The sequence below is a fragment of the Phytohabitans kaempferiae genome, assembly GCF_042433955.1.
GTDB classification, from domain to species: Bacteria; Actinomycetota; Actinomycetes; order Mycobacteriales; family Micromonosporaceae; genus Phytohabitans; species Phytohabitans kaempferiae.
Window position 1 is genome coordinate 85095 of the sequence record NZ_JBHLUH010000003.1, and the last position, 25353, is coordinate 110447.

Annotated in this window: 19 protein-coding genes and 1 pseudogene; 11 read left to right on the top strand and 9 right to left on the bottom strand. The window is 70.6% G+C overall.

Annotation, left to right across the window (positions count from 1 at the left end; translation table 11 throughout):
• Positions 1-97 precede the first annotated feature (97 nt).
• The 3 genes from ACFFIA_RS00865 to ACFFIA_RS00875 are packed head-to-tail and all read left to right on the top strand — an operon-like array spanning position 98 to position 3551.
• The gene (locus tag ACFFIA_RS00865; RefSeq protein ID WP_377243721.1) at positions 98-625 is read left to right on the top strand and encodes a PadR family transcriptional regulator; all 528 of its coding nucleotides are present in this window, start codon (positions 98-100) and stop codon (positions 623-625) included.
• Complete coding sequence (locus ACFFIA_RS00870; protein WP_377243724.1) at positions 622-1335, top strand: ABC transporter ATP-binding protein; 714 nt, start codon at positions 622-624, stop codon at positions 1333-1335. Before ACFFIA_RS00865 ends, ACFFIA_RS00870 begins: the two co-directional genes overlap by 4 nt.
• Complete coding sequence (locus tag ACFFIA_RS00875) at positions 1332-3551, top strand: FtsX-like permease family protein (RefSeq protein ID WP_377243727.1); 2220 nt, start codon at positions 1332-1334, stop codon at positions 3549-3551. Before ACFFIA_RS00870 ends, ACFFIA_RS00875 begins: the two co-directional genes overlap by 4 nt.
• Here ACFFIA_RS00875 and ACFFIA_RS00880 read toward each other — a convergent pair.
• The 4 genes from ACFFIA_RS00880 to gadC all read right to left on the bottom strand — a co-directional run bounded on the left by ACFFIA_RS00880 (position 3520) and on the right by gadC (position 7188).
• Complete coding sequence (locus ACFFIA_RS00880; RefSeq protein WP_377243730.1) at positions 3520-3774, bottom strand: hypothetical protein; 255 nt, start codon at positions 3772-3774, stop codon at positions 3520-3522. The two genes, ACFFIA_RS00875 and ACFFIA_RS00880, sit on opposite strands and share 32 nt — an antisense overlap.
• A 79-nt stretch (positions 3775-3853) precedes the next feature.
• Entirely contained in the window at positions 3854-5206 is a 1353-nt protein-coding gene (locus ACFFIA_RS00885) for a dipeptidase (RefSeq protein ID WP_377243733.1), read from the bottom strand.
• Positions 5207-5210: 4 nt separating this feature from the next.
• Positions 5211-5675: a hypothetical protein gene (locus ACFFIA_RS00890; protein ID WP_377243736.1), complete on the bottom strand. Its 465-nt coding sequence runs from the start codon at positions 5673-5675 to the stop codon at positions 5211-5213.
• A 13-nt stretch (positions 5676-5688) separates the two neighbouring features.
• Positions 5689-7188 carry a glutamate/gamma-aminobutyrate antiporter GadC gene (gene gadC / locus ACFFIA_RS00895; protein WP_377243739.1) on the bottom strand — a complete coding sequence of 500 codons (1500 nt, stop codon included), beginning with the start codon at positions 7186-7188 and terminating at the stop codon, positions 5689-5691.
• A gap of 98 nt (positions 7189-7286) precedes the next feature.
• Here gadC and ACFFIA_RS00900 point away from each other — a divergent pair, with 98 nt between their 5' ends.
• The gene (locus tag ACFFIA_RS00900; RefSeq protein WP_377243742.1) at positions 7287-8846 is read left to right on the top strand and encodes an MFS transporter; all 1560 of its coding nucleotides are present in this window, start codon (positions 7287-7289) and stop codon (positions 8844-8846) included.
• Between the two features lie 14 nt (positions 8847-8860).
• Here the strand turns inward: ACFFIA_RS00900 and ACFFIA_RS00905 are convergent, their stop codons facing one another.
• The gene (locus ACFFIA_RS00905; protein WP_377243855.1) at positions 8861-9082 is read right to left on the bottom strand and encodes a hypothetical protein; all 222 of its coding nucleotides are present in this window, start codon (positions 9080-9082) and stop codon (positions 8861-8863) included.
• Between ACFFIA_RS00905 and ACFFIA_RS00910 the strand changes: the two are divergent.
• Positions 9042-9372, top strand: a pseudogene (locus tag ACFFIA_RS00910) (galactose-binding domain-containing protein). The gene ACFFIA_RS00905 and the pseudogene ACFFIA_RS00910 sit on opposite strands and share 41 nt — an antisense overlap.
• 16 nt (positions 9373-9388) lie before the next feature.
• Positions 9389-9808, top strand: a complete 420-nt coding sequence (locus ACFFIA_RS00915) for a protein-tyrosine phosphatase family protein (protein WP_377243745.1) — start codon at positions 9389-9391, stop codon at positions 9806-9808.
• A gap of 12 nt (positions 9809-9820) precedes the next feature.
• Here the strand turns inward: ACFFIA_RS00915 and ACFFIA_RS00920 are convergent, their stop codons facing one another.
• The gene (locus ACFFIA_RS00920; protein ID WP_377243748.1) at positions 9821-10432 is read right to left on the bottom strand and encodes a TetR/AcrR family transcriptional regulator; all 612 of its coding nucleotides are present in this window, start codon (positions 10430-10432) and stop codon (positions 9821-9823) included.
• 272 nt (positions 10433-10704) lie between these two features.
• On the opposite strand from ACFFIA_RS00920, the gene ACFFIA_RS00925 reads away from it, so the two are divergent.
• Positions 10705-15024 carry a galactose-binding domain-containing protein gene (locus ACFFIA_RS00925; RefSeq protein WP_377243751.1) on the top strand — a complete coding sequence of 1440 codons (4320 nt, stop codon included), beginning with the start codon at positions 10705-10707 and terminating at the stop codon, positions 15022-15024.
• Here ACFFIA_RS00925 and ACFFIA_RS00930 read toward each other — a convergent pair.
• On the bottom strand, positions 15021-15863 hold the full coding sequence (locus ACFFIA_RS00930) for a hypothetical protein (protein WP_377243754.1): 843 nt from the start codon (positions 15861-15863) through the stop codon (positions 15021-15023). The two genes, ACFFIA_RS00925 and ACFFIA_RS00930, sit on opposite strands and share 4 nt — an antisense overlap.
• Positions 15864-15867: 4 nt before the next feature.
• Positions 15868-16470, bottom strand: coding sequence for an RNA polymerase sigma factor (locus ACFFIA_RS00935; protein WP_377243757.1), 603 nt, complete (start codon positions 16468-16470; stop codon positions 15868-15870).
• Positions 16471-17318: 848 nt separating this feature from the next.
• On the opposite strand from ACFFIA_RS00935, the gene ACFFIA_RS00940 reads away from it, so the two are divergent.
• A complete protein-coding gene (locus tag ACFFIA_RS00940; RefSeq protein ID WP_377243852.1) occupies positions 17319-18632 on the top strand; it encodes an MFS transporter in 1314 nt (437 codons plus the stop codon).
• Positions 18633-18728: 96 nt separating this feature from the next.
• Here the strand turns inward: ACFFIA_RS00940 and ACFFIA_RS00945 are convergent, their stop codons facing one another.
• Positions 18729-19664 (bottom strand): aldo/keto reductase, encoded by a 936-nt coding sequence (locus ACFFIA_RS00945; protein ID WP_377243760.1) that lies wholly within the window; start codon positions 19662-19664, stop codon positions 18729-18731.
• A gap of 174 nt (positions 19665-19838) precedes the next feature.
• Between ACFFIA_RS00945 and ACFFIA_RS00950 the strand changes: the two genes are divergently transcribed.
• The 3 genes from ACFFIA_RS00950 to ACFFIA_RS00960 all read left to right on the top strand — a co-directional run bounded on the left by ACFFIA_RS00950 (position 19839) and on the right by ACFFIA_RS00960 (position 25312).
• The gene (locus ACFFIA_RS00950; protein ID WP_377243763.1) at positions 19839-20843 is read left to right on the top strand and encodes an NAD(P)-dependent alcohol dehydrogenase; all 1005 of its coding nucleotides are present in this window, start codon (positions 19839-19841) and stop codon (positions 20841-20843) included.
• A gap of 212 nt (positions 20844-21055) precedes the next feature.
• Positions 21056-22972 (top strand): pectate lyase-like domain-containing protein, encoded by a 1917-nt coding sequence (locus ACFFIA_RS00955; RefSeq protein WP_377243766.1) that lies wholly within the window; start codon positions 21056-21058, stop codon positions 22970-22972.
• A gap of 300 nt (positions 22973-23272) precedes the next feature.
• On the top strand, positions 23273-25312 hold the full coding sequence (locus ACFFIA_RS00960) for a glycosyl hydrolase family 28-related protein (RefSeq protein ID WP_377243769.1): 2040 nt from the start codon (positions 23273-23275) through the stop codon (positions 25310-25312).
• Positions 25313-25353 lie beyond the last annotated feature (41 nt).

The window sequence follows — 25353 nt, forward strand, 5'->3', positions numbered from 1 at the left end:
ACGGCGATCTTGTCAGCCGTGTCGCGGGAGGGGCGAGCCACGTCGATATACGCCGGGGGTATATACGCGAGGTATACGCTCAGGTTATGCTTCCGGCATGAGTGTTCCGTTGACCCTCCTCGGCCTGCTCGAGCGGGAGCCCAGCCATGGCTACGACCTCAAGCGCGACTACGACGCCTTCTTCGGGCGTGGCCGTCCACTGCCGTTCGGGCAGGTCTACGCGACCCTCGGCCGCCTGGCCCGCGACGGCAAGGTGGTGATCAGCGAGGTGCAGCCCGGCGTCGGCCCGGAGCGCAAGCGTTACGTCATCACCGAGCAGGGCGCGACCGAGTTCGACGCCTGGCTGACCGAGCCGCTCGAGGCCGAGCCTCACCTCCAGTCGGTGCTCTTCACCAAGGTGGTGCTCGCCCTCATGCTCGGGCGGCCCGCGCAGGATTACCTCGATCGCCAGCGCGGTGCCCACCTGGAGCGCATGCGCGAGCTGACCGAGATCCGGCGCAGCGGCAGCCTGGTCGACGCGCTCCTCGCCGACCACGGCCTCTTCCACCTGGAGGCCGATCTGCGCTGGATCGACACGACCGCGGCGCGCCTCGACGCCCTGGCCGCCGAGGTGGTGAAGCGATGAGCGGCGGCGCGCGGACGGCGGAGGGCGGCGTGATCATCGAGGCGCGTGACATCGTGCTGTCGTTCGGGCAGACCCCGGCACTGCGCGGCGCCAGCGTGGCGGTCGCGCCCGGCGAGATCCTGGCAATCATGGGCCCCAGCGGCTCGGGCAAGTCGACGCTGCTGCACTGCCTGGCCGGCATCCTCGTGCCCGACTCCGGCGAGGTCCACTTCGACGGCCGCCGGGTCGACAGCATGGACGAGACCGGCCGCAGCACGCTGCGTCGCGACAGCTTCGGTTTCGTGTTCCAGTTCGGCCAGCTCGTGCCGGAGCTGACCGCCGAGGAAAACGTCGCGCTGCCACTGCTGCTCGCCGGTGCCCGGCGCGACGCCGCGCTGCGGCAGGCCCGGCCGTGGTTCGGCCGGCTGGGGCTCGACGGGCTGGAGCAGCGCCGCTCCGGTGAGCTGTCCGGTGGGCAGGCGCAGCGGGTCGCACTCGCCCGCGGCCTGGTCGCCAGCCCCAAGGTGCTCTTCGCCGACGAGCCGACCGGTTCGCTCGACTCGCTCACCGGCGAGCAGGTGATGGACCAGATGGTCGGTGCCGCGCGGGAGCACGGCACGACGGTCGTCGTGGTCACGCACGAGGCGCGCGTCGCGGCGTACGCGGACCGTCACGTCATGGTCCGCGACGGCAAGGTGGCCGCGCTCGCGCCGGAGCGAGTGCTCTCGTGATCCGCCTCGGTTTGCGTCTCGCGTTGGCCAGCGGCCGGGAGGCGGTGGTCCGGCTCGCCGTCATCGCGGTCGCGGTGGCGCTCGGGGTCGGCCTGCTGCTGGCCGCGCTCGCCGGCATCAACGCGGTCAATGCGCAAAACTCGCGGTACGCGTGGCTCAACAGCGGTCTCGTGGAGCAGCCGACCGGGCCGCGGGCGGCCGACCCGATCTGGTGGGCGCTGCGCGACGACGTGTTCCACGGCGACCGGATCGGCCGGCTCGACGTGGCCACCACCGGGCCCGACGCACCGGCGCTGCCCGGCATCACGCACGTGCCCGGCCCGGGGGAGTACTTCGCCTCGCCGGCGCTCAGCGAGCTGCTCCGCACGCATCCGGCCGTGGAGCTGGCCGACCGGTTTCCCGGTCGGGAGGTCGGCACGATCGGCGACGCCGCTCTCCCGTCGCCCGACTCGTTGCTCATCGTCGTCGGCCGCACTCCCGACGAGGTCTCGCAGGTGCGGGGCGCGACCCAGGTCGCCAGCGTGCTGACCACCGACCCGAGCGAGTGCGACCGCTGCGTGATCGGCATCGGCACCGAGGGCATCAGCGTGGTCCTGGGGGTCGTCGCGGGCGCTCTGATAGTGCCGGTGCTGATCCTGATCGGCACCGCGACCCGCCTCGCCGCGGCCCGCCGCGAGCAGCGTTTCGCCGCGATGCGCCTGGTCGGTGCGACACCGCGCCAGATCTCGGTGATTTCCGCGGTGGAGTCGACGGTCGCCGCCGTCACCGGCGCGGTCGCCGGCATCGGCCTGTTCTTCGCGTTCCGCTCCGCGCTCGCCATGATCCCGTTCACCGGTGAGCGCTTCTATCCCGGCGACCTGTCGCTCGGCCTGGTCGAGGTGCTGCTGGTCGTCCTCGGCGTGCCGCTGGGCGCGGCGGTGGTGGCGCGGTTCGCGCTGCGCCGGGTGCAGATCTCCCCGCTGGGCGTGACCCGGCGCGTCACGCCACGCCCGCCACAGGCCTGGCGGCTGATCCTGCTCGTGGCTGGCGTCGCCGAGCTGCTCTACTTCGTCGGCCGGCGACCTGGCACCACCAACGGCCAGATCATGGCGTACATGTCCGGCTTTGTGCTGATCATGATCGGGCTGGTGGTCGCCGGGCCGTGGCTGACGCTCGTCGGTTCGCGGATCCTGGCCCGGCGGGCCCGGCACGCCGCCGCGATCATCGCCGGCCGGCGGCTGGCGGACAATCCGCAGGCCGGCTTCCGCGCGGTCAGCGGGCTGATGCTGGCGCTCTTCGTCACCAGCGTCGCCACCGGCGTGATGACCACGATGGTGGCGGAGCGGGGCGCCCCGCGCAGCGGTTCCGTGATGGGCAGCGTGCTCTCTCACACGTTCTGGCCGGAGGACGGGGATGCGCCGAGCGTGGCGCAGATCCCGGCCGGGCTCGCCTCGGTGCCCGGCGTCGTCGCGATCCAACCGGTCTACGCCAATCCCCAGCAGCGGTCCACGCCGGACAATCCGGACTGGCTTCCCGGGCTGATCCGCTGCGCCGACCTCGCCCGCTCGCCCGAGCTGGGCCGGTGCGCGCCGGGCGCCGACGTGGCGTACGTCTACACCGACCTGGTCGGCCTGCGCCGCGCCTCCGACGATCCGCCGGTCTGGTCGGCCGCACCGGTGGAGGCCGCGAGCGTACAGGCGCTGCCGCTGCTCTCGGTCGTCGTGGAGACGGATGGTTCGACAGCGGCGATCGAGCGCTCGCGTACCTTGCTCGAAGCCGCCTTCCCCAACACTCGTTTCCCCAGCACGGTCGCAGAGCTGGAAGGCGACTTCCGGCGGACGCTGGTGCAATGGCAGCAGCTCGCCAACGTGGTGATCGTCGCCAGCCTTGCCATCGCGGGATGCAGCCTCGCGGTGAGCGTGGTCGGCGGGCTCACCGAGCGCAAACGCCCGTTCAGCATGCTGCGGCTCACCGGTGTGCGGATCGGGCTGCTGCGCCGCGTGGTCGTGCTGGAGAGCGCGGTGCCGATGCTCTTCGTGGCCGTGCTCGCGATCGGCATGGGCTTCCTCGCCGCGCAGCTCTTCCTCACCTCGCAGCTGGACTACACGCTGCGGGCTCCCGGGGTCGGCTACTACGCGGCGGTGTCGGCCGGGCTGGTCGCCTCGCTCGCCATCATCGCCTCGACCCTCCCGCTCCTGCGGCGGATCACCGGCCCGGAGACGGCTCGGAACGAGTAGGGGGTGACGCGGGCGCCGGTTGCAGGCGGCTGATCGCCAGCCACACGGTGGCGGAGGCAAGTGCCGCAGCCGGCACCGCGTCCTTCCCCGCCGTACCGACGAGCAGCGCGGCGAAGATGAGCGGGGAGAAGAGGAGGCGGGTCTGCGCGGCCATGCCGACCGCAGCGCCGAGCCCGACCAGCCGCAGGTACGCCGCACCGCTCGGCCGCTCCCCCTCGGGCACTACGCGGCCGTGCCGAGTGCGCGGTCGGTGCGAGCGGCCCGTTCCATGCGACCGGAGTGGCCGCCGGCGGTTGACGTGATCACGAGGCCCGCCCCGCGTACCGCTGGAAGAAGAGCGCCTCGGCCAGCGCCATGTGCTCGATCTCGCGCGGGTCGACGCTCTCGTTGGGCGCGTGCATGAGCGTCAGCGGCTCCTCCACGCCCATGAGGATGATCTCGGCGTCCGGGTACGTGTCGGCGAAGACGTTGCACAGCGGGATCGAGCCGCCCTGCCCGAGCGTGGTGAGGTCGCGCCCGTACGACTCTTTCATCGCGGCGGCGAGCGCGTCGTACGCCGGGCCGCCGGTCGACGCGCGGAAGGGCGCACCGGACGCCTCCCGCTCCACGCTCACCTTGACGTGCCACGGCGCGACCGACTCCAGGTGTGCGATCAGCGCGTCTTGGGCCGCCTTCGGGTCCATCCCGGGCGGTACGCGCAGGTTGATCCGGGCCCGCGCGTGCGGCTGGATCGCTGCCGCCGACCCCACCACCGGCGGGCAGTCGATGCCGAGCACGGTCGCCGCCGGGCGGGCCCACAGCATGTCCGAGACCGTGCCGTCACCGACCAGGTCGACTCCATCGAGGACATTGGCGTCGTTGCGGAACCGCTCCGGGTCGTACACCTCGCCTTGCCAGGTCTGCGTGTTGTCCAGACCCGTGACGGTCGTGTTGCCCCGCTCGTCGCGGAGCGTGGCGAGCATGTGGATGAGCGCGGCGAGCGCGTCCGGCGCGGCACCGCCGAACATGCCGGAGTGCATCTCCGAGGAGAGCGACTCCACAGTCACCACACAGTTGGCGAGCCCGCGCAGGCTGATCGTCGCGGCGGGCGCGCCCACCGCCGCGTTGCCGGTGTCGCAGACCAGGATCGCGTCGGCGGCGAGCAGGTCGGCGTGGCCGGGTACGAACTCCTCCAGCCCGCCGGTGCCCTGCTCCTCCGAGCCCTCGACGATGAGCTTGAGGTTGACCGGTACGTCGTCGCCGAGCGCGCGCAACGCGGTCAGGTGCATGAGGATGTTGCCCTTGCAGTCGGCGGTGCCCCGGCCGTACCACCGTCCATTGTGCTCGGTGAGCTGGAACGGGGGCGTGCGCCAGGCCGCGTCGTCGAGCGGCGGCTGCACGTCGTAGTGGGCGTAGAGCAGCACGGTCGGCGCGCCGTCCGGCCCTTCCCGCTCGCCGTACACCGCGCGCGAGCCGTCCGGTGTCTCCTCCAGCCGCAGGTCGGTGAAGCCCACCTCGCCGAAGGCGTCGAGTATCCAGTTGGCCGCCTTCGTGCACTCCTCCGGCGGATACTGCCGGGGGTCGGCGACCGACCGGTACGAGACCAGCTCGGTCAAATCGGTGCGGGCGCGGTCCATGAGGTCGTGTACGCGCCCGTGCAGGCCGTTGCCGTCCATCGCGTCACTCCTTGACGACGTCGTCGAGGTTGAGCCCGTTGGTGTAGGTCTGGAACTCGGGCAGCTGGTCCGGGCAGTACACGCTCAGCGCGAGCTTCTCGCCCTTGATCGTGCGCTCGGCGATGAAGACCGGCCGCTGGCCCGGCCCGGCGGCGCCGTTCGAGCCGAGCCCGTCGCGGATCGCCTTTTTTAGTGCGTTGCCAGGGTCGGCGCACATCGCCCCGCCGTCGTCGCCGAGGGTCCGGATGATCTGGTCGCGGTCCGGCACCGGCAGCTCCTCCGCCTGGAAGAGCGCGATCAACTGGTCGGCCTTGGCCTCGGCGGCGGCGTTGTGCTCGGCCCGGTTGTACATCGCCAGCCCCAGAACCAGCAGCACGACGATCACGGCACCGGCGACGATGTACGTGATCCGGCGGTGTTTGTGCGGGTCGTGGAAGGAGACCGGCTCGTGCGGTGCTGTCGTGGTCATCGCTAACTCCCGCTCACTCGACCGCGGTGGTGGCCGCGGGGTCTGCGGTCCGCCAGTGCGGCTTGCGCAGCCGGTAGAAGAGGTACGGCACGAGCAGGCCGATGATCGCCAGGCCGCCGCCGACGATGCTCACGTACAGGACAACGCTGCCGCCGCCGAACTGTGACGAGGGCACGAAGCCGATCAGCAGCGCGGCGATCGAGGCGAGGAAACCGACCACGCAGAGGGCCAGCAGCGCCGGCGCCCGGAAGCCCCGCGGATGGTCCGGCTGCGTGCGGCGCAACCGAACCGCGGCGACGAACATCAGCAGGTACACGATGAGGTACACCTGCGTGGTGATCACCGAGAAGATCCAGTACGCGCTGGAGACGTCCGGGATGAACGCGTACATCAGCGCGATGACCGTGGTGACCGCGCCCTGCGCCACGAGGATGTTCTGCTGCACGCCGTGCTTGTTGAGCCGTTGCAGGAACGGCGGCAGGTAGCCGTACTGGCGGGAGACCAGCAACAGGCCCTTCGACGGTCCGGCGAGCCAGGTGAGCATGCCGCCGAGCGCGGCGACCACCAGCATGACGCCGAGGATCGGGGTCATCCACGTGACGCCGAACTGCCCGAACACCGCGTCGAACGCCTGCATCACGCCGGACGTTAGGCTGATCTGCTGCGCCGGTACGACCCACGAGATCGCCAGCGCCGGCAGCACGAAGATGAGCAGCACCAGCCCCATCGCCATGAACATCGAGCGGGGGAACTCGCGCCCCGGATTGCGCAGCGAGGAGACGTGCACGGCGTTCATCTCCATGCCGGAGTACGACAGGAAGTTGTTGACGATGAGCACGAGGCTGGCGAGGCCGGCCCAGGCGGGAAGCATGTGTCCGGCGTCCATCGGGGCGGCCGAGGGGTTGCCCTGCCCCAGGAAGACCACGCCGAGCGTGACGAGCAGGACGCCGGGGACGAGCGTGCCGATGATCAGGCCCATGCTGGAGAGGCCCGCGATCGACTTGGTGCCCTGCGAGGAGATGTAGACGCCGGCCCAGAAGCAGATCATGATGACCGCCGCGGTCCAGAGACCGCTGGTGGCGAGGGCCGGATTGATCACGTACGCGAGCGTGCTCGCCACGAACGCGAGCAGGCTGGGGTAGTAGAAGATAGTCATGGCGAACTGGCACCAGACGGCTAGGAAGCCCATCGGCGCGGAGATGCCCTCGCTGACCCAGCGGTAGACGCCGCCGTTCCAGCCGGAGGCGAGTTCGGCCGAGACCAGCGAGGTCGGCAGCAGGAAGACGATCGCCGGCAGCAGGTACAGGAAGACGGCGGCCAGGCCGTACACCGCCATCGACGGCGCGGCCCGGAGGCTGGCGACCGAACTCGTGGTCATCAGGGCCAGGGCGATCCAGGAGATGTACGCGACCGCCGGTGCCTTCGTCCTGGTCGCCGCGGCGGGCGCCGATTTCGTAGCGGGAGATGCCTGTGCTCCTCGGGCCTTCGCACCCGGCAGATCCATGGCGGTCATCGGTGCCTCCCGTTCGCTCGATCGGTCCACACCCAAACGCGAGACTAATTGCATAAATAGGGGCATGCTGGGAAAACCGGGGAAGTCGGGAGGGGTCCATGGTCGGCGAGGCACGGACCGTTTCCGCCGTCGGTGGCGCGGTGCGCCACCGGTGGATCGCACTGGCCGGACTCTGCTCGGCCGCCGGGCTCGTGTGGCTCGCGTTCGCCGATCTGGGCGTCGCGCTGCCGACCATCTCCACTCAGCAGGAGATCGGCCTCACCGATCTACAGTGGACGAACAACGCGTTCAGCCTCGCTTGCGGCGCGCTCGTACTCGCCGCCGGCCGGTGCGGCGACCTCTACGGGCGGCGCCGCGTGCTGCTGCTCGGCGTCGCGGTGTTCGGCGGTTTCTCGCTGCTGACCGCGTTCCTCTCCGGCCTGCCCGGGCTGGTCACCGGCCGCGCGCTCATGGGCGTCGGCGCGGCGATGATCCTGCCCGCGACGCTCGCGCTGATCCCGCCGCTGTTTCCCCGCGCGGAGCAGCCGAAGGCGTTCGGCGCCTGGATGGCGGTCGCCTGGGTCGGGCAGGCTGCCGGCCCGGCGGTGGGCGGTGCGCTCACCAGCGCCCTGGGGTGGCGGTCGCTCTTCTGGATCGCCGCGCCGCTCGCCGCCGCCGCGTTCGTGGTGATCCTCCGGTACACGCCCGAGTCGCGGGACGAGGGCGCCACCGGCGGGGTCGACCTGATCGGGCTGCTGACCAGTGCCGGCGCGGCGTTCTGCCTGCTTTACGCGTTCACCGAGGGGCAGTCGGCCGGTTTCGGCGACCCCCTCATCATCGGGCTGCTGGTCGGGGCGGCGGTACTCGCGGTGGCGTTCGTCTTCGTCGAGCGGCGGGTCCGTGAGCCGCTGGTCGACCTGCGCCTCTTCCGCGCCCGCGACTTCGACGGCGCGCTCACCGCCAACCTGGTGATGAACGTCGTCTTCGCCGGGCTCAGTTTCCTGCTCGCGCTCTACCTCCAGACGGTACGCGGATACAGCGCGCTGGAGGCGGGGCTGCTGCTCTTCCCCTCGACGCTCACGATTCTCGCGCTCAACCCGGTCGGCTCCCGGATGGCGGCGCGCCTCGGTCCGCGTACCCCGGTCGCCTGGGGTCTGGTGCTGCTCGGCGTCGGTACGCTCCTCGCCGGCGTGGTGAGCACCGACTCGCCGTACTGGCTGCTGCTCGCCGGGCTGCTCGTGCTCGGCGCGGGACTCGGCCTGCTCTCGGTGCCGATCTCCGACACCGCCGTCGCCGGCCCACCGCCCGAGCTCGCCGGCACCGCCTCCGGGCTGTTCAAGATGAGCAGCATGCTCGGCGGCGCGATTGGCGTCGCGCTTTTCGCCGCCGTGGCCAAGAGCACCGGGGCGCATCGTGCGCGGGACGAGGCGGAGGCCGCCGGGCTCACCGACGACGAGATCGCCCAACTCGCCAACGCGCTGAGCGGGTCGGACGCCGCAGCCGCCGTCCTCGACAAGCTCCCCGCCGGCGAACGGCAGACGGTGATGGCCGCGTACCAGGAGGCGTACGCCGCGGGCGTGGCCGGCTCGATGAAGATCGCTGGCCTGTTTGCCCTGGTGGCGGTGGTGCTCCTGCTCCTGCTCTGGCCGCGTCGCTCTCCTCTTTCAATGCACCGCTAGGAACTTGCATGGACTCATTTCCGCCCGACCGCCGAGGGAAACCGCACCGGCACGGTCACGATCACCAGCAACGCCAGCAACAGCCCGACCTCGGTCGGCCTCTCCGGCAGCGGTACCGGCGCCAACACCAACATCGCGGCCGGCAAGCCGGCGTCAGCGAGCAGCCAGGCTAACGGCTCGACCGGGGCCGCTCTGGTGACCGACGGCAACGCCAACACGTACTGGGAGAGCGCCAACGGCTCCTTCCCGCAGTGGATACAGGTGGACCTCGGCTCGGCGCAGAGCGCGAGCCGGATCGTGCTCCAGCTCCCCGCATCGTGGGGCGCGCAGCCAGACGCTCTCCGTACAGGGCAGCACCAACGGGAGTACGTGGACGGCGGTGGCGGCCTCGGCGGCGTACAACTTCACGCCCACGGCCACGATCACCTTCCCGGCGACGACCCAGCGGTACTTCCGGCTGAACATCACCGCCAACACCGGCTGGCCCGCCGGTCAGATCTCCTCGTTCCAGGTCTGGAACACCTGACAGGTACCGTGGGCCGATGAGTTGGGAGGTGGGTGAGCCCGGAGTGGTCCGTTTGCCGTCCGGACGGATCGTGCGAGGGCGCGGGCTGCGGCGACCACTGCCGCCCGGGCCCTCGCCGACGTTCGGTGTCTACCTGCTCGGCCGCCCGCCGCCCCCGGTGAGCTGGGCGAGCCGGTGGATCAGGTGGCCCGACTTCTGGCTGCCCAGCGACCGGGCGAAGGCCCGCGCCACGCTCCGGGAGGCGTGGGAGCGGGCGGCGGACGAGCGGGTCGAGGTCGCCTGCGGCGGCGGTCGCGGGCGCACCGGCACAGCGCTCGCCTGCATCGCCGTGCTCGACGGCGTGCCGCCCGAGGAGGCGGTCGCCTGGATCCGCGCCCGGTACGACCGGCACGCGGTCGAGACGCCCTGGCAGAAGCGCTTCGTGCGGTCGCGCTGAGCCGGGCCGCCGTCAGGCGCGCAGGCCGGCGCGGACCACGGTGACGGTGCGGTCGAGCGCGGCCAGGTCAGTGCCCCCCGCGGGGTGCGCCTGGCAGCCCATCATCAGCGCCTTGACGTCGGCGAACTCCACATCGGACCGCACCGCACCAGCCTCCTGCGCCATCGCGAGCAGCGTGCGGAGCCGCCCCGAAACGTCGTGTCCCGCCTCGGTGCCGGCGGCGTCCAGGTCGTAGCCGGCACCGGCGAGCGCCTCGGCGAGCCCTCGGTTGGTCGCGCCCTCGTGCACAAGCGTGGCGAAGAACCGGAAGAACGCCTCGCCCGGCGTCTTGCTCGCGGCGAGCGCGTCGGCCTCGGCGGTGAGCCGCTCCATCCGCTCCAGCAGGATGGCCGCGTAGAGCGCCTCCTTGGTCGGGAAATGGCGGCTGACCGTGCCGGTGCCCACGCCCGCGCGGCGGGCGATCTCGTGGATCGGCACCCCGAGCCCTTCGGCGGCGAAGACCTCGGCTGCGACCGCCAGCACTCGGGCCCGGTTTCGCCGGGCGTCGGCACGGAGCTCTCTGGCCACGCACTCCTCCAGCACTGACGGGATCACCGTCCCGTAGCGCAAAAGCGGGACGTTCATCCCGGATTCTAACTCAGGAAGGGCGTGATGGCACAGGGCCGGAACGAGTTGCCTGCGTCGCACCACCGACACAAGGGATCGATCGGCGTGACTCGAAGGGCGAGAACTGTTGACGAACCAGTGACATATCTGAAACCTTAGACACCTGGCTCGCAAGAAGTAGATGCTTGCGTGCAAGAAGCTGGCAGAAGTACGCGTTAAACAACACCGCCATGCCGCACGGCTGTCCCGGACCAGCGGCGCTCCACTCTGTTCACCAGCAAGGGGACACCATGAGACGGAAACAGCTCAGCTGGCGGCTGATCAGCGGCATCCTCGCCGCGGGTCTCGTCGGCGCCGGGCTCGCCCCCACCCCCGCGTCCGCGGCCGGTGGGCCCAACCTGGCGGCGGGCAGACCCGCGTCGGCCAGCGGGTCCAGCGCGCTGTATGGCCCGGGCAACGTCACCGACGGCAACTCGGCCTCCTACTGGGAGAGCCCCAACAACGCGCTGCCCCAGTGGGTCCAGGTCGACCTCGGCAGCAGTGTCAGCATCGACCAGGTCGTGCTCCGCCTGCCGAGCCACTGGGAGGCCCGCACGCAGACGCTGAGCGTGCAGGGCAGCACCAACGGCACCAACTTCAACACGCTCTCCGCGTCCGCCGGCCGCGTGTTCGACCCGGCGAGTGGCAACGCGGTCACCGTCAACTTCACCGCCGCGAGCACCCGGTACGTGCGGATCCACGTCACCGCCAACAGCGGCTGGCCGGCGGCACAGCTCTCCGAGATCGAGGTCTACGGCGCCAGCGGCGGGAGCGGCAACCTCGCCACCGGCAAGGTGTTCTCGGCGAGCAGCGCGCAGAGTGGCTTCGGCGCCAACCTCGCCAACGACGGCAACCAGGGCAGCTACTGGGAGAGCGCCAACAACGCGTTCCCGCAGTGGATCCAGGTCGACCTCGGCGCGGCGGCGAGCGTGAGCCGGGTCGTGCTCAAGCTGCCCACCGGCTGGGGCGCCCGTACACAGACGCTGGCGGTGCAGGGCAGCACGAACGGAAGCGCGTTCAGCGCCCTCTCCGCCGCGGCGGGACGCGTCTTCGACCCCGCGTCAGCCAACACGGTCACCATCGACTTCCCGGCGACGACCGCCCGGTACGTGCGCGTGCACATCACCGCCAACACCGGCTGGCCGGCGGGCCAGATCAGCGAGGTCGAGGTGTACGGCACGACCACCGGCGACACGCAGCCGCCCTCCGCGCCCGGCAACCTGACCCTGACCCAGCCGGCGGCCGGGCAGATCCGGCTCGCCTGGACCGCCTCGACCGACAACGTCGGCGTGACGGCGTACGTGGTCTACCGCGACAACACCCCGATCGCAACGCTGGCCGGCAACGTCCTGTCGTACACCGAGAACCAGCCGGCCACGGCGACGGTGGAGTACTTCGTGCGGGCCCGGGACGCGGCCGGCAACGAGTCGGCGGACAGCAGCCACGTCACCCGGCCGGGCACCGGTCCCGGTGACAACCAGGCGCCGACCGCGCCGGGCAACCTCGCCTTCACTCAGCCGGCCACCGGGCAGATCCGCCTGACCTGGACCGCGTCGACCGACAACGTGGGCGTCACCGGATACACGATCTTCGCGAACGGCGCCGAGCGGGCGAGCGTGGCGGGCAACGTGCTCACGTACACGGACACGCAGCCGGCCACCGCCACAGTGGAGTACTTCGTGCGGGCCCGGGACGCCGCGGGCAACGTGTCGGCCGACAGCAACCACGTCACGCGCGTCGGCGACAATCCGCCGGGCGGCACCAACCTCGCCGCCGGCAAGCCGATCGAGGAGTCGTCGCACGTGCACACGTACGTCGCGACCAACGCCAACGACGGCAACCTCGCCACCTACTGGGAGTCCGCCGGCTTCCCGTCGACGCTGACGGTCAAGCTCGGCGCCAACGCCGACATCTCCTCGGTGACGGTCAAGCTCAACCCGGACCAGTCGTGGGGGCCGCGTACCCAGACCTTCGAGATCCTCGGACGGGATCAGGGCGCGAGCGCGTACACCTCGCTGAAGGCCAGCGGGACGTACAGCTTCAGCCCGTCGGTCAACCAGAACTCGGTGACGATCCCGGTCACCGCCCGCACCGCGGACGTCCGGCTGCGCTTCACCGCCAACAGCGGGGCGCCTGGCGGGCAGGTCGCGGAGGTGCAGGTCATCGGCACCCCGGCGCCCAACCCCGACCTGGTGGTGACCGCGGCAAGCTGGAGCCCGGCGTCGCCGAACGAGGCGACCGCGATCACCCTCTCGGCCACGGTCCGCAACTCGGGCTCGGCGGCCGCCGGGGCGACCACGCTCAACTTCAACCTCGGCGGCGCGGTGGCCGGTACGGTGCCGGTCGCGGGCCTCGCCGCCGGCGCGTCGGCAACCGTCACGTTCAACGCCGGTGTACGTCCGATGGGCAGCTACAGCCTCACCGCGACGGTCGACCCGGCCAACCAGGTCGTCGAGCAGAGCGACGCCAACAACAGCTTCACCGCGCCTTCGCCGCTGGTGGTGGCACAGGCTCCCGGCCCGGACCTCCAGGTCACCAGCATCACCGCCAACCCGCCGAACCCGGCGGTCGGCGCGCCTGTCACCTTCACGGTGGCGGTCAACAACCGCGGCACCACCGCGACCGGCGCGACCACGGTGACTCGCGTGACGGTCGGCGGTACGACGCTCAACACCAACACCGCCTCGATCGCCGCGGGCGCGACGGTCAACGTGGCGATCAGCGGGAGCTGGACGGCGACCAGCGGGGGCGCCACCATCACGGCCACCGCCGACGCGACCAACGTGGTGACCGAGACGAACGAGAACAACAACTCGCTCGCCCGGTCGATCGTGGTCGGTCGGGGCGCCGCGGTGCCGTACACCGAGTTCGAGGCGGAGGCCGCCGACTACCAGGGCACGCTGCTGGTGGCCGACCCGCTGCGCACGTTCGGGCACACCAACTTCGCCACCGAGTCCTCCGGGCGGCAGTCGGTGCGGCTGAACAGCACGGGCCAGTACGTGGAGTTCACCTCCACCAGCCCGTCGAACTCGATCGTGGTGCGCAACTCCATCCCGGACGCGCCGGGCGGCGGTGGCATCGAGGCCACCATCAGCCTCTACATCAACGGCACGTTCTCCCGGAAGCTGACGCTGTCGTCCCGCAACAGTTGGTTGTACGGCACCACGGACGACACCGAAGGGCTCTCGAACTCGCCCCAGGCGAACGCCCGGCGCCTGTTCGACGAGTCGCACGCGCTCCTGTCGCAGAGCTACCCGGCGGGTACGAAGTTCAAGCTCCAGCGGGACGCGAACGACACGGCGCAGTACTACATCATCGACCTGATCAACCTGGAGCAGGTGGCGCCGGCGCTGCCCCAGCCCGCCGGTTGCACGTCGATCACGCAGTACGGCGCGGTGCCCAACGACGGCATCGACGACAGTGCCGCCATCCAGCGGGCCGTGACGGACGACGAGAACGGCGTCATCAGCTGCGTCTGGATCCCGGCCGGTGAGTGGCGCCAGGAGCAGAAGATCCTGTCGCCGGACCCGACCCGGGGCAACTACAACCAGAAGGGCATCCGCAACGCCGTCATCCGCGGCGCCGGCATGTGGCACACCAAGCTCTACACCAACACCGAGCCGCAGAACGTGCAGGGCAACATCAACCATCCGCACGAGGGCAACGTCGGCTTCGACATCGACGACAACACGCAGATCTCCGACCTGGCCATCTTCGGTATGACCACCAACCGGGCCAACCGGGGGCACGGGATCAACGGGCGGCTCGGCAAGAACACGAAGATCAGCAACGTGTGGATCGAGCACGTCAACGTCGGCGCCTGGGTCGGCCGCGACTACTCGGACACGCCCGCGTACTGGAACCCCGGTGACGGCATCGAGTTCAGCGGGATGCGGATCCGCAACACGTACGCCGACGGCATCAACTTCGCCAACAGCACGCGCAACTCGCGGGTCTTCAACTCGTCGTTCCGGACGACCGGTGACGACTCGCTGGCGGTGTGGTCGAGCACGTACGTCCGTGACCAGGCGACGGACATCGGGCACGACAACCACTTCACCAACAACACGATCCAGTTGCCGTGGCGGGCGAACGGTATCGCCATCTACGGCGGCTACGGCAACACGGCCGAGAACAATCTCATCTACGACACGATGAACTACCCGGGCATCATGCTGGCGACCGACCACAGCCCGCAGCCGTTCTCCGGCACGACGTTACTCGCCAACAACGGGCTCTACCGGTGTGGTGGCGTCTTCTGGGGCGAGCAGCAGGAGTTTGGCGCCATCACGATATTCGCCCCGGGTCGGGACATCCCCGGCGTCGTCATCCGCGACACCGACATCATTGATTCCACGTACGACGGCATCCAGTTCAAGGGTGGCGGCGGCAACATTCCAGGCGTGGCGATCACAAATGTGCGGATCGACAAGTCCAACAACGGCGCCGGCATCCTGGCGCAGGGCAGTGCGCGTGGCAGTGCGACGCTGACCAATGTGACCATCACCAACTCGGCGACCGGAAACATCGTCGTCGAGCCCGGCTCACAGTTTCAGATAACCGGCGGCTAGCGACCCACCTGGGCGGTGGCCCGGCCTATCTGGCCGGGCCACTGTCTTTGTCGTCGTTGCCGTTCTTGTTCTTGCCGGGAGTTGCCCTGCGAGTCGCCGTCCTCGTCCCCCTGGTCGAAATCGCCCTCGCCCGACGAGAGTGTGGGGGAGGGCGAGACGGTCGCGGAGGGGCGGGCCGTCGAGGACGGTGGCCGCGAGGCCGGACCGCCGCCTCGCGGCCGGATTAGCGGTGCGCAGAACGTCGGTATCCGCTCCTCGCCGCCGGCCACGCGCGACAGGTCGTGCAGCTCCTCGGGCTTCATCGGCTTGTTCTTGCGGCGCCGGTCATCCCACGTGCGGCAGAGCTTCTCCACTCGCTTGTCGATCGGGATGGAGCCCTGGGCGCTGGGGGAGGGCGGCGTGGTCGAATGAGTCGGGCCGCTCGCGTGTCCGCGCGACGTGTGCGTCGGCGACGGCGGTACCTCGCGCGGGGAGAGCTGTTCGTGCGGCGGCGGCCGATTGTCGCCGGGGAGGTAACCGGTCTCGGCGGCCACCGCCACGCCTCCCACCAGCACCGCCGCCGTCGCTGCCGCCGCGGCGAGCGGTCGGAGTGCGCGCCACCGTTGCCGTGCCGCTACCGGTGGCGTGGTCCGGCCGGCCCCCTCGAACGCGGCGAGGGCCGCCTCCAGCCCGTCGAGCTCGTGCCGTCGGGGCGGGGCGGTGGCCGCGCGGAGCAGGCGGCTCAGCTCAGGGCGTGCGGGGTCGTGACCGGTGGCGAGCAATCGCTCGGCATCCTCCGGCCCGATCCGGCGCCTCCGTGACGTACGCATGGCGTTGGAGAAGGCGTCCCAGAGCCGCACGGCGTTACACCCCCTCCGTACGCGGCGAGTGCAGGTCGAGCGACGGTCTCGACTCCTGCCGGCGGGCCTGCACCTCGGCGTGCTGGGCGAGCCGGCGCAGGCCGCGCATCGCCGCGATCCGCACCGCGCCGGGGCGCTTGCCGAGCACCTGCGCGGTCTGCGCGACGTCCAGACCGGCCACGACCCGCAGCGTAACCGCCTCGGCCTGGTCCTTCGGCAGCGAAGCGATCACGCTCAGTGCCCAGTCGGTCTCGGATCGCTGGATCACCTCGTTGGCGACGTCCGGCAGTGTGGCGACCACCTCGCGCTCGGACAGGTCACGGGGCTCCTCCGGCCGGCGCCGGGCCCGCCGCCGCTCGTCGATCGCACGGTTGCGGGCGATCGTGAACAGCCAGACCCGGAAGCCAGATGGCGTGCCTGCGAAGTCGCGTAGCGCCCGCGCGGTCTGGAGCCACGTCTCGGACGCCACGTCTTCGGCGGCGTCGCCTACGATCACCCGCAGGTAGCGAAGCAGCCCCGGCTGTTGCGCTCGCCACAGGATGGCGAAGGCCGCGGAGTCTCCCCGCACCGCGGCGGCGAGGGCACTCGCGAGTTCCTCGTCGTCCAAAGCCTCGATCCCTGTCGCACCGGTCCCGTCGCGTCTTCCATCCGTCGTCGAAACCCTGCCGAAGCAGCACGTTACACCGGTACCCGACGATCGTGATCAGGAGCGTGGGCCGCGTTCTTGAGCCGGGTACGCGCAAGATCGCCGGCGGGACGTTACCCGAATCAGGTGCCACACGGGAAATGTGTACGGACGTCGTCACTCGTTACCTTTTCGCGTACTGCCTCGGCCCGATCGCCCGGTCGCGCCACCTGTACCAGGTCTGTTGCCATCGTCCTTCGGAAGCGCCTTGGTGGGCACGTGGGAGGAATCCACAATGGGGGCACATTGGCCGGGGCGGCTATCGGCCGTGGTCGGAGCGGTGGCGCCCGCCCGGCCGGCACGACGGCCGGCACCAACCCTGGCAGCGTGCCCACCACGGCGTCCGGACTTCAGCCCCAGCAGCTCGGCCGGAGGCGGTGGTGCGCCCCCCAACGCCCACCGTCTTCGGCGTGGGCACGCTGGTACCGCCCGTCTCGCCCGACATGCCGCTCACCGGTATGACCGGCGCGGGCTCGACGGCGGGCGGGGTCGCTCTTTCCGTGGCATGCCGGCGGTCGGGGGCCCCCTCCTCCGCCGCCGGCTCCTCCTCCCGGGAACGGCGACCGGGGCGACCGGCGGCGGGCGTGGCATTGCGTCCGCCGCCGGCGCCCGTCTCAGCGGCAGCTCCTCGCGCTGAAAAGGCCGCCGGCGACCACCTCCCGGTGACCGATGAGTTTTGTCGGACCGCTCCGTCATAGTCGCCAGAAGGTGCACGCCACACGAGGGGCAGGACGATGAGCGACGTCACCGTGGAGACCGGATCACGATGGATGCGGGGGCCGCTGCGCCCGTTCCGCTGGGGGCAGTACCGGCTGCTGGCCGGCTCGGTCACGATGTCGCTCTTCGCGGCCGGCGCGTGGCTGATCGCGCTGGTGTGGCAGGTGATCGCGCTCGGCGGCGGGCCCACCGAGCTGTCGCTGGTGTCGGCCGCGGCGGCCCTCGGCATGGTGGCGACGACGCTGCTCGGCGGCGTGCTCGCCGACCGCGTGCCGCAGCGGCGGATCCTGCTCACGGTCGCCGCCGCGCGGACGGTGGCGATCGCCGTGGTCGCCGCGCTGGCGGTCGCCGGCGTGCTGCACCTGTGGCACCTCGTGGTGGTGGCCGGGCTGATCGGCCTCGGCAACGGGTTCACCTATCCGGCATACTCCGCGATGCTCCCGTCGATCCTGCCGGCCGAAGACCTCATGGCGGCCAACGGCGTCGAGGGCATGCTGCGGCCGACCATCATGCAGGCCGCCGGCCCGGCGCTGGCGAGCGCGCTGATCGCGGCCTCCTCGCCCGGCGCGGCGATCGTGATGGTGGCGGTGCTGGAGGCGATCGGCGTCGCGCTCCTGCTGCTCGTGCGCCCGGTGCCGCTGCGCCGCGACAGGTCCGCCGAGACCGCCCATCCGGTCCGTGCCGTGGTGGTCGACCTCAAGGATGGCTTCGTCTACATGGCCCGCACGCCATGGCTGCTGGCCACGCTGCTCTCCGCCTCGGCGCTGATCCTGCTGATCATGGGCCCGGTCGAGGTGCTGATCCCGTTCGTCATCAAGGACCGGGCCGGTGGCGGCCCTGGTGACCACGCGATCGTCATGGCCGCGTTCGGCATCGGTGGCGCGATCGGCTCGCTCGGCATGGCGTCGTTCAAGATGCCCCGGCGCTACCTCACGGTCATGAACCTCTTCTGGGGCGCCGGCTGCCTCCCGCTGGTCCTGGTCGGCACGGTCGCCAACATCTGGGTGATCGCCGCGGCGGTCTTCGTGGTGGGCATGTGCTTCTCGGCGCCGATGGTGATCTGGGGCACGCTGCTCCAGCGCCGGGTCCCGCCGCACATGCTCGGCCGGGTCTCCAGCCTCGACTTCTTCGTGTCGCTGGTGTTCATGCCGGTGTCGATGGCGATCGCCGGCCCGGTCAGCGGCGGCATCGGGCTGGGCGCCACGTTCGCCCTCGCCGGTCTGGTGCCGACGGCCATCGCCGTGCTCGCGATCGTGCTGGCGAAGATGCCGAAGGACGAGCTGGCGCATCCGCTGGACACGCCGCCGGCGCAGGAGCCGGCCGGCGAGGTGGCGAAGGACCGCGAGCTGGTGTGCCAAGACGCGTAGCGCGGCGACCACACGGGGTTCACGCGGTGCCCGGCGGCCAAAGACCGCCGGGCACCGCCGCGTCTCGGAGCGGAGATCGGCCCGCCCAGCGGACGCCTACGCGGGCTGGGCGGGCTCCTCGACGACGGGCGCGTCCAGCCTGGCCAGCTCCTCGGGCGTGAGGCGCAGAGCACCGGCGGCGATGTTTTCGACGAGGTGGTCCGGGTCGCCCGTGCCCGGGATGGCCAGCACGTGTGCCCCCTGGTGCAGCGTCCAGGCCAGCCGCACCTGGTGTGGTGTCACGCCGTGGGCACGGGCCACCGCGCGCACAGCCTCGTCGTGGCGGGCCTCGGCGCCCGCCTCGCGCCGGGCGCCGGCGATCGCGAAGTACGGGACGAAGGCGACGCCTCGCTCGCCGCAGGTCCGCAGCAGCCCGTCGTCCGTGCGGTTGTCGAGCGCGTAGCTGTTCTGCACGCACACGACCGGCGCGATCGGCTCCGCCTCGTCGAGGTGGTCCACGCGCACGTTCGACAGGCCGAGGTGGCGGATCAGCCCGGCGTCCCGCAGGTCGGCCAGCGCGCCGAACCGTTCCGCCACCGAGTCGTGCCCCGGCCGCTTCAGGATTCGCAGGTTGACCACGTCGAGGTGGTCCCGGCCGAGCCGGCGCAGATTCTCCTCGACCTGTGCGCGCAGCGCCGCCGGCGAGGTCGCCTGCGGGGTCGAGCCGGCCACCGGGTCGTAGCTGGGCCCGACCTTGGTGGCGATGACCAGGTCATCCGGGTACGGCCAGAGCGCCTCCCGGATCAGCTCGGTGGCCCACCGGGTCGGGCCGCTGCCCACCTTGAGCGTGCCGCCCGGCGAGAAGTAGAACGCGGCCGTGTCGATGTGGTTGACGCCGAGGTCGACCGCTCGCCGCAGCACGGCGATGGCGAGGTCGCGGTCGGGGTTCGCGGTGATCCGCATCGACCCGAAGCCCATCCGGTGGACGGTGCGGTCGCCGAGCGTCCAGGTCCCCGCGTCGCCGGCGGTGGAGGCGTGGGAGGTCGTGGGCATCCGCCGACCGTACCCGGGGACGCGTACAGGAAGGGCCACGAGCGGTGCCAGGGCCGCGTCCGGGGGCGGCCCTGGCAGTCGTCCTAAAGTACGGCCGGCGGGCCCGACCTTGGGCCGCCCGGTCGCGGCCCATGTACCGATGAGCCGGCGCCCCGCGCCCGCGACCATCGATGTATGAAGGCGATTGTCCAAGACCGGTACGGCTCTCCCGATCAGCTCACATTGCGCGAGGTGGCGAAGCCGGCGCCCGCCGACGACGAGGTCCTCGTCCGCGTGCACGCGGCGGCGATCAACGCGCGCGACTGGCACGTGCTCCGCGGTGACCCCCTCATGGCCCGGTTGGCGCTGCGGGTCACCTTCGGCCCCAGCGGACCCAGGCGGCCGATCCGCGGCAGCGACGTCGCCGGTCGCGTGGAGGCGGTCGGCGGGCGAGTGACCCGGTTCAGTCCGGGCGACGAGGTCTACGGCGACGTACGCGAGATGGACGGTGCCTTCGCCGAGTACGTGTGCGTGCCGGAGGACCAGCTGGAGCGGAAGCCGGCCAACCTGACCTTCGAGCAGGCGGCCGCCGTGCCGCTGGCCGGCAGCACCGCGCTGGTGGGGCTGCGCGATGTCGGCCGGGTCGAGCCGGGGCAGCAAGTGCTCATCAATGGTGCCTCGGGCGGCGTGGGGACGTTCGCGGTGCAGATCGCCAAGGCACTCGGCGCGAAGGTGACCGCCGTGTGCAGCACGCGCAATGTCGAGCTGGTGCGGTCGCTCGGCGCGGACCGCGTCATCGACTACACGCGCGAGGACTTCAGCCGGGACACGCAGCGGTACGACATGATCTTCGACCTTGTCGCCAACCGCTCGCTCGGCGACCTCCGCCGCGTGCTGGCACCGAACGGTGTGCTCCTGCTCTCCGGCGGCGGCGTGTCGAGCAACGGCCGCCCGCACGTCGTCGGCCCGATGGGTCTGATCATCAAGGCGGGGCTGGTCGCGCGCTTCGTGCGGCACCAGTTGCGCACCCTGAACAATGTGGCCCCGAGCGCGGAGGTCCTCGCCGACCTGCGCCAACTCATCGAGTCGGGCATGGTCCTCCCGGCCATCGACCGGACGTTTCCGCTCGCCGAGGTCGCGGAGGCGATCCGGTACGTCGAGGTCGAGCACGCCCGCGCGAAGGTCGTCATCACGGTCTGAGGCAGCCTTACGGTTTTCCGCCAGCGTCCCGTGTCGAAATCAAGACCCGTCTGGGCATGGCGCGGAGTCGATTCATTGAGGTAAAAACATCCCGTCCCCTTCTTCCACGACTTGAACGAAGTCGGGCATAGCGGGAGAGCGCTCTCACCAGCGCGCGAAATGCCTCCTGTCCACCGGACGCTGCCCCCACGCAGCGGAGAGGACGAACCGCAATGACGCACATCCGCGGCATCCCGCGAGTGATCGGCCGGGCCCTCGCGCTCGGCCTGGTGCTGGCGACGGTCACCGCGGCGACCGGCACCGCCGCCGTCGCCGGGCCACCGCCGACCAGTACGACGTCGCTCCTCGGGCCGAACGTCACGGTCTTCGATCCGAGCACACCGCTCAGCGAGATCCAGGCGAAGCTCGACGCCACGCACGCCGCCCAGGTCAACGCCGAGATGGGCACCAACCGGTACACGTTCCTGTTCAAGCCGGGCACGTACGGCACGGCAGAGCAGCCGTTGCAGATCAAGGTCGGCTACTACACCGAGGTCGCCGGGCTTGGCGCCTCGCCCACCGATGTCGTGATCAACGGGAAGGTCGAGGTCTACAACCGCTGCCTCGAAGGCGGGGGCACGAGCAACTGCCTCGCCCTCGTCAACTTCTGGCGCACGCTCTCCAACCTGACGCTCAACATCAACGCGACCGGCCAGGAGGGCTGCTACGCGTCGGCGAACTTCTGGGCCGTCTCCCAGGCGGTCTCACTGCGCCGGATGAACATCACCGGCGGCGGCCTGTCGCTGATGGACTACTGCACCGCCGGCCCGCAGTACGCCAGCGGCGGCTTCATCGCCGACTCGCGCCTGCCCGCCACCACCAACGGCTCGCAGCAGCAGTGGTTGACCCGCAACAGCGAGATCGCCGGCTGGTCCAACGCCGTGTGGAACCAGGTCTTCGCGGGCGTGATCGGCGCGCCGGACGACTCCGCGTTCCCCAACCCGCCGTACACCACGCTGGAGACCACGCCGCTGAGCCGGGAGAAGCCGTACCTCTTCGTCGACGCGAAGGGCAGGTACCAGGTCCGCGTGCCCTCGGCGCACCGCAACACCAGCGGCGTCTCCTGGGCGAACGGGCTGACGCCGGGCCGCACGATCCCGCTTTCCGACTTCTACGTGGCGAAGCCGGGCGACTCGGTCCTGAAGATCAACCTGGCGCTGGCGCTCGGCAAGCACCTGCTGCTCACCCCGGGCGTGTACGACATCGCGCGCAGCATCGAGGTCTGGCGCCCCAACACGGTCGTGCTCGGCTTGGGGCACGCCACGCTGACCGCGGTGAACGGCTCGATCCCGCTGGACGTCGCCGACGTGCCCGGCGTGATCGTCGCCGGCGTCACGATCGACGCGGGGCTCAAGGAGTCGCCGGTACTGCTGCGGGTCGGCAAGAAGCACGGCTTCGGGCGGCATGAGCGCGGAGCGAAGCGGAGCGCGAATGTTCCGCCGGTCTTGGCGGGACGCTTCAGTTCGCCGAGCAATCCGACCACGCTCAACGACGTGTACTTCCGGATCGGCGGCCCGCACGTCGGCAAGACCAACATCGCGCTGGAGGTCAACAGCGACAACGTGCTCATCGACCACACCTGGGTCTGGCGCGGTGACCACGGCGTCGAGGGCTTCACCGACACCGAGCGGTGGAACACCAACACCGGCCGGTACGGCGCCATCATCAACGGCGACGACGTGACCGCGACCGGCCTCTTCGTCGAGCACTTCCAGCGGTACAACACGATCTGGAACGGCGAGCGCGGCACGGTGGTCCTCTACCAGAACGAGCTTCCGTACGACCCACCGACGCAGGCCGACTGGATGAACGGCAGCGTCGAGGGCTACGCCGGCTACAAGGTCGGCGACAAGGTGAAGAACCACACGCTGTACGGCGCGGGCGTCTACGTCTTCAACCAGAACAACCCGTCCATCCACACCGAGAACGGCTTCGAGGTGCCGGAGCGGCCGGGCGTCAAGCTGCACCACATCATGACCGTCAACCTGAGCGCCGGCACGATCGACCACGTGGTCAACGGCGTCGGCGAGGCGGCCGACACCACGAAGATCGGTGCCCCGGTCTACATCGCGGAGTACCCGATCCCGTAAGAACCGCACCAACATGGGCGGGGCCGGAGCGATGCGCGCTCCGGCCCCGCCGGCCTGTGCGGGCCGGATGACGACCTGACCGCCGATCGGCGGTCACCGTCCGTCGGCCACCGCCAAGTGAGGGATGTACGGTTCTTGCGACATCTGCACGACTTCTTTCGTCATCCAATCGGCTCTTGTCTCCCTTGGCGTCGGGATTTAACGTCATGGCGGGGTCCCCAGGGAAATCCGGAGCGAAGCGGAGGGTTTCCCTGAGGTGCTTCACCACACTCCCGAACTCGCAGAATCGAGCCCGTGCTGATGACCCACAGACGTAAGCGCAGTGCCTTGGCAGGGTCCCTCGTGTTGACATTGTCTGCGGCCGCGGCTCTCGGTGGAGCGGTCCCCGCCGCCGCGGGCCCCAAGGCCGCCCCCGTGGTGACGCGCGCCGCCCTCGACCCGTCGCTTGTCGCGGGGCGCGGCGCCAGCGTCGACTTCCTCGAGCAGGAGGCCGAAAACGCCGTGACCAACGGCGTGGTCATCGGTCCGGACCGCACGGCGTACACGCTGCCGGCCGAGGCATCCGGCCGCAAGGCGGTGAAGCTGACCCCCGGGCAGTACGTGGAGTTCGTCCTGCCGGCCGCCGCCAACGCGATCAACGTGCGCTACAGCATCCCCGACGCGCCCAACGGCGGTGGCATCAGAGCGCCGCTCGACGTCACGGTCAACGGCAAGGGTACGGGTCGGGGTGGGCGAATACAGACCATGACGCTGACGTCGGAGTACGCCTGGCTCTACAACCAGTACCCGTTCACCAACGACCCCAACGCGGACCTGCTCCACCCCGACTGGTGGATCACCGAGTGCGCGTGCGTGCCGGCGCAGACCACGCCCACGCCGACCATCACCAAGCCGTTCCGCCCCATGCACTTCTACGACGAGCAGCGCCTCCTGCTCGGCAAGACGTACCGCGCCGGCGACCGCGTGCGCCTCACCGTCCCGGCCCGCAGCAACGCCGCCTGGACGGTCATCGACCTGCTCGACTCGCAGCTCGTCGGGCCGCCGCACGTACGCCTCATCGCGGCCAACGTGCTGCTCTTCGGTGCCGACCCGACCGGCCGCCGGGAGTCGTCCGACGCGTTCGACCGGGCCATCGCCTTCGCCAAGAAGGCCAAGCTCAAGGTCTACATCCCGCCGGGCACGTACCAGGTCAACCGCCACATCATCGTCGACAACGTGACGATCGAGGGGGCCGGCAACTGGTACACGATCATCAAGGGCAAGGAGGTCGCGCTTCCCGAGCCGGCCCCGGACAACTCGGTGCACACCGGCGTGGGCTTCTACGGCAGGTACGCCAAGGACGGCGGCAGCAGCAACGTGCACCTGTCCGGCTTCGCGATCGAGGGCGACGTGCGCGAGCGCATCGACACCGACCAGGTCAACGGCATCGGCGGCGCGCTCAGCAACTCCACCATCGACGGCCTCTACATCCGCCACACCAAGGTCGGCATGTGGTTTGACGGGCCGATGACCAACACGCGCATCACCAACAACGTGATCGTCGACCAGATCGCGGACGCGCTCAACTTCCACACCGGCGTCACCAACTCGGTGGTGGGCAACAACTTCATCCGCACCACCGGCGACGACGGGCTCGCCATGTGGTCGGAGGCGACCGCCAACGCCAACAACACCTTCGACCGCAACACCGTGCAGACGCCCACGCTGGCCAACGGCATCGCCATCTACGGCGGCACGGACAACACCGTCTCCAACAACCTGATCGCCGACCCGATCCGCGAGGGCAGCGGCATCCACGCCGGCTCGCGCTTCGGCGCCGAGCCGTTCACCGGCAAGCTCTCGATCACCAACAACACGGTGGTACGGGCCGGCACGTACGAGCTGAACTGGAGGATCGGGCTCGGCGCCATCTGGCTGTACGCGCTCGACAAGTCGATCGAGGCGGACATCCAGGTGACCGGCGACCACTACCTCGACAGCACGTACAACGCCATCATGCTGGTGAGCGAGTGGGCCGTGAAGGACCTGTACTCGATCAGCGGCGTGAAGTTCAAGAACATCAGGGTCGACGGCACGGGTACCTCCGTCGTGAGCGCCCGGGTCGCCGGCGGCGCCTCGTTCGAAAACGTGGACGCCCGCAACGTCGGCGCGGTCGGCGTCAACAACTGCGGCTCGTTCCACTTCACGCCGGCCGGCTCGGAGTTCGCCGTGACCGACCGGGGCGGCAACGACGGCGGCGGCGTCACCGGGCCGTGGCTCGCGCCGTGGATGCTGCCCAACACCATCACCTGCGACGACCGCCCGCCGGTCGTGCCGCCGGCACCACCATCCCCCTGGTGACGCGCGGTTGGCGACGGATCAGCCACGGAGCGGCGCGGCGC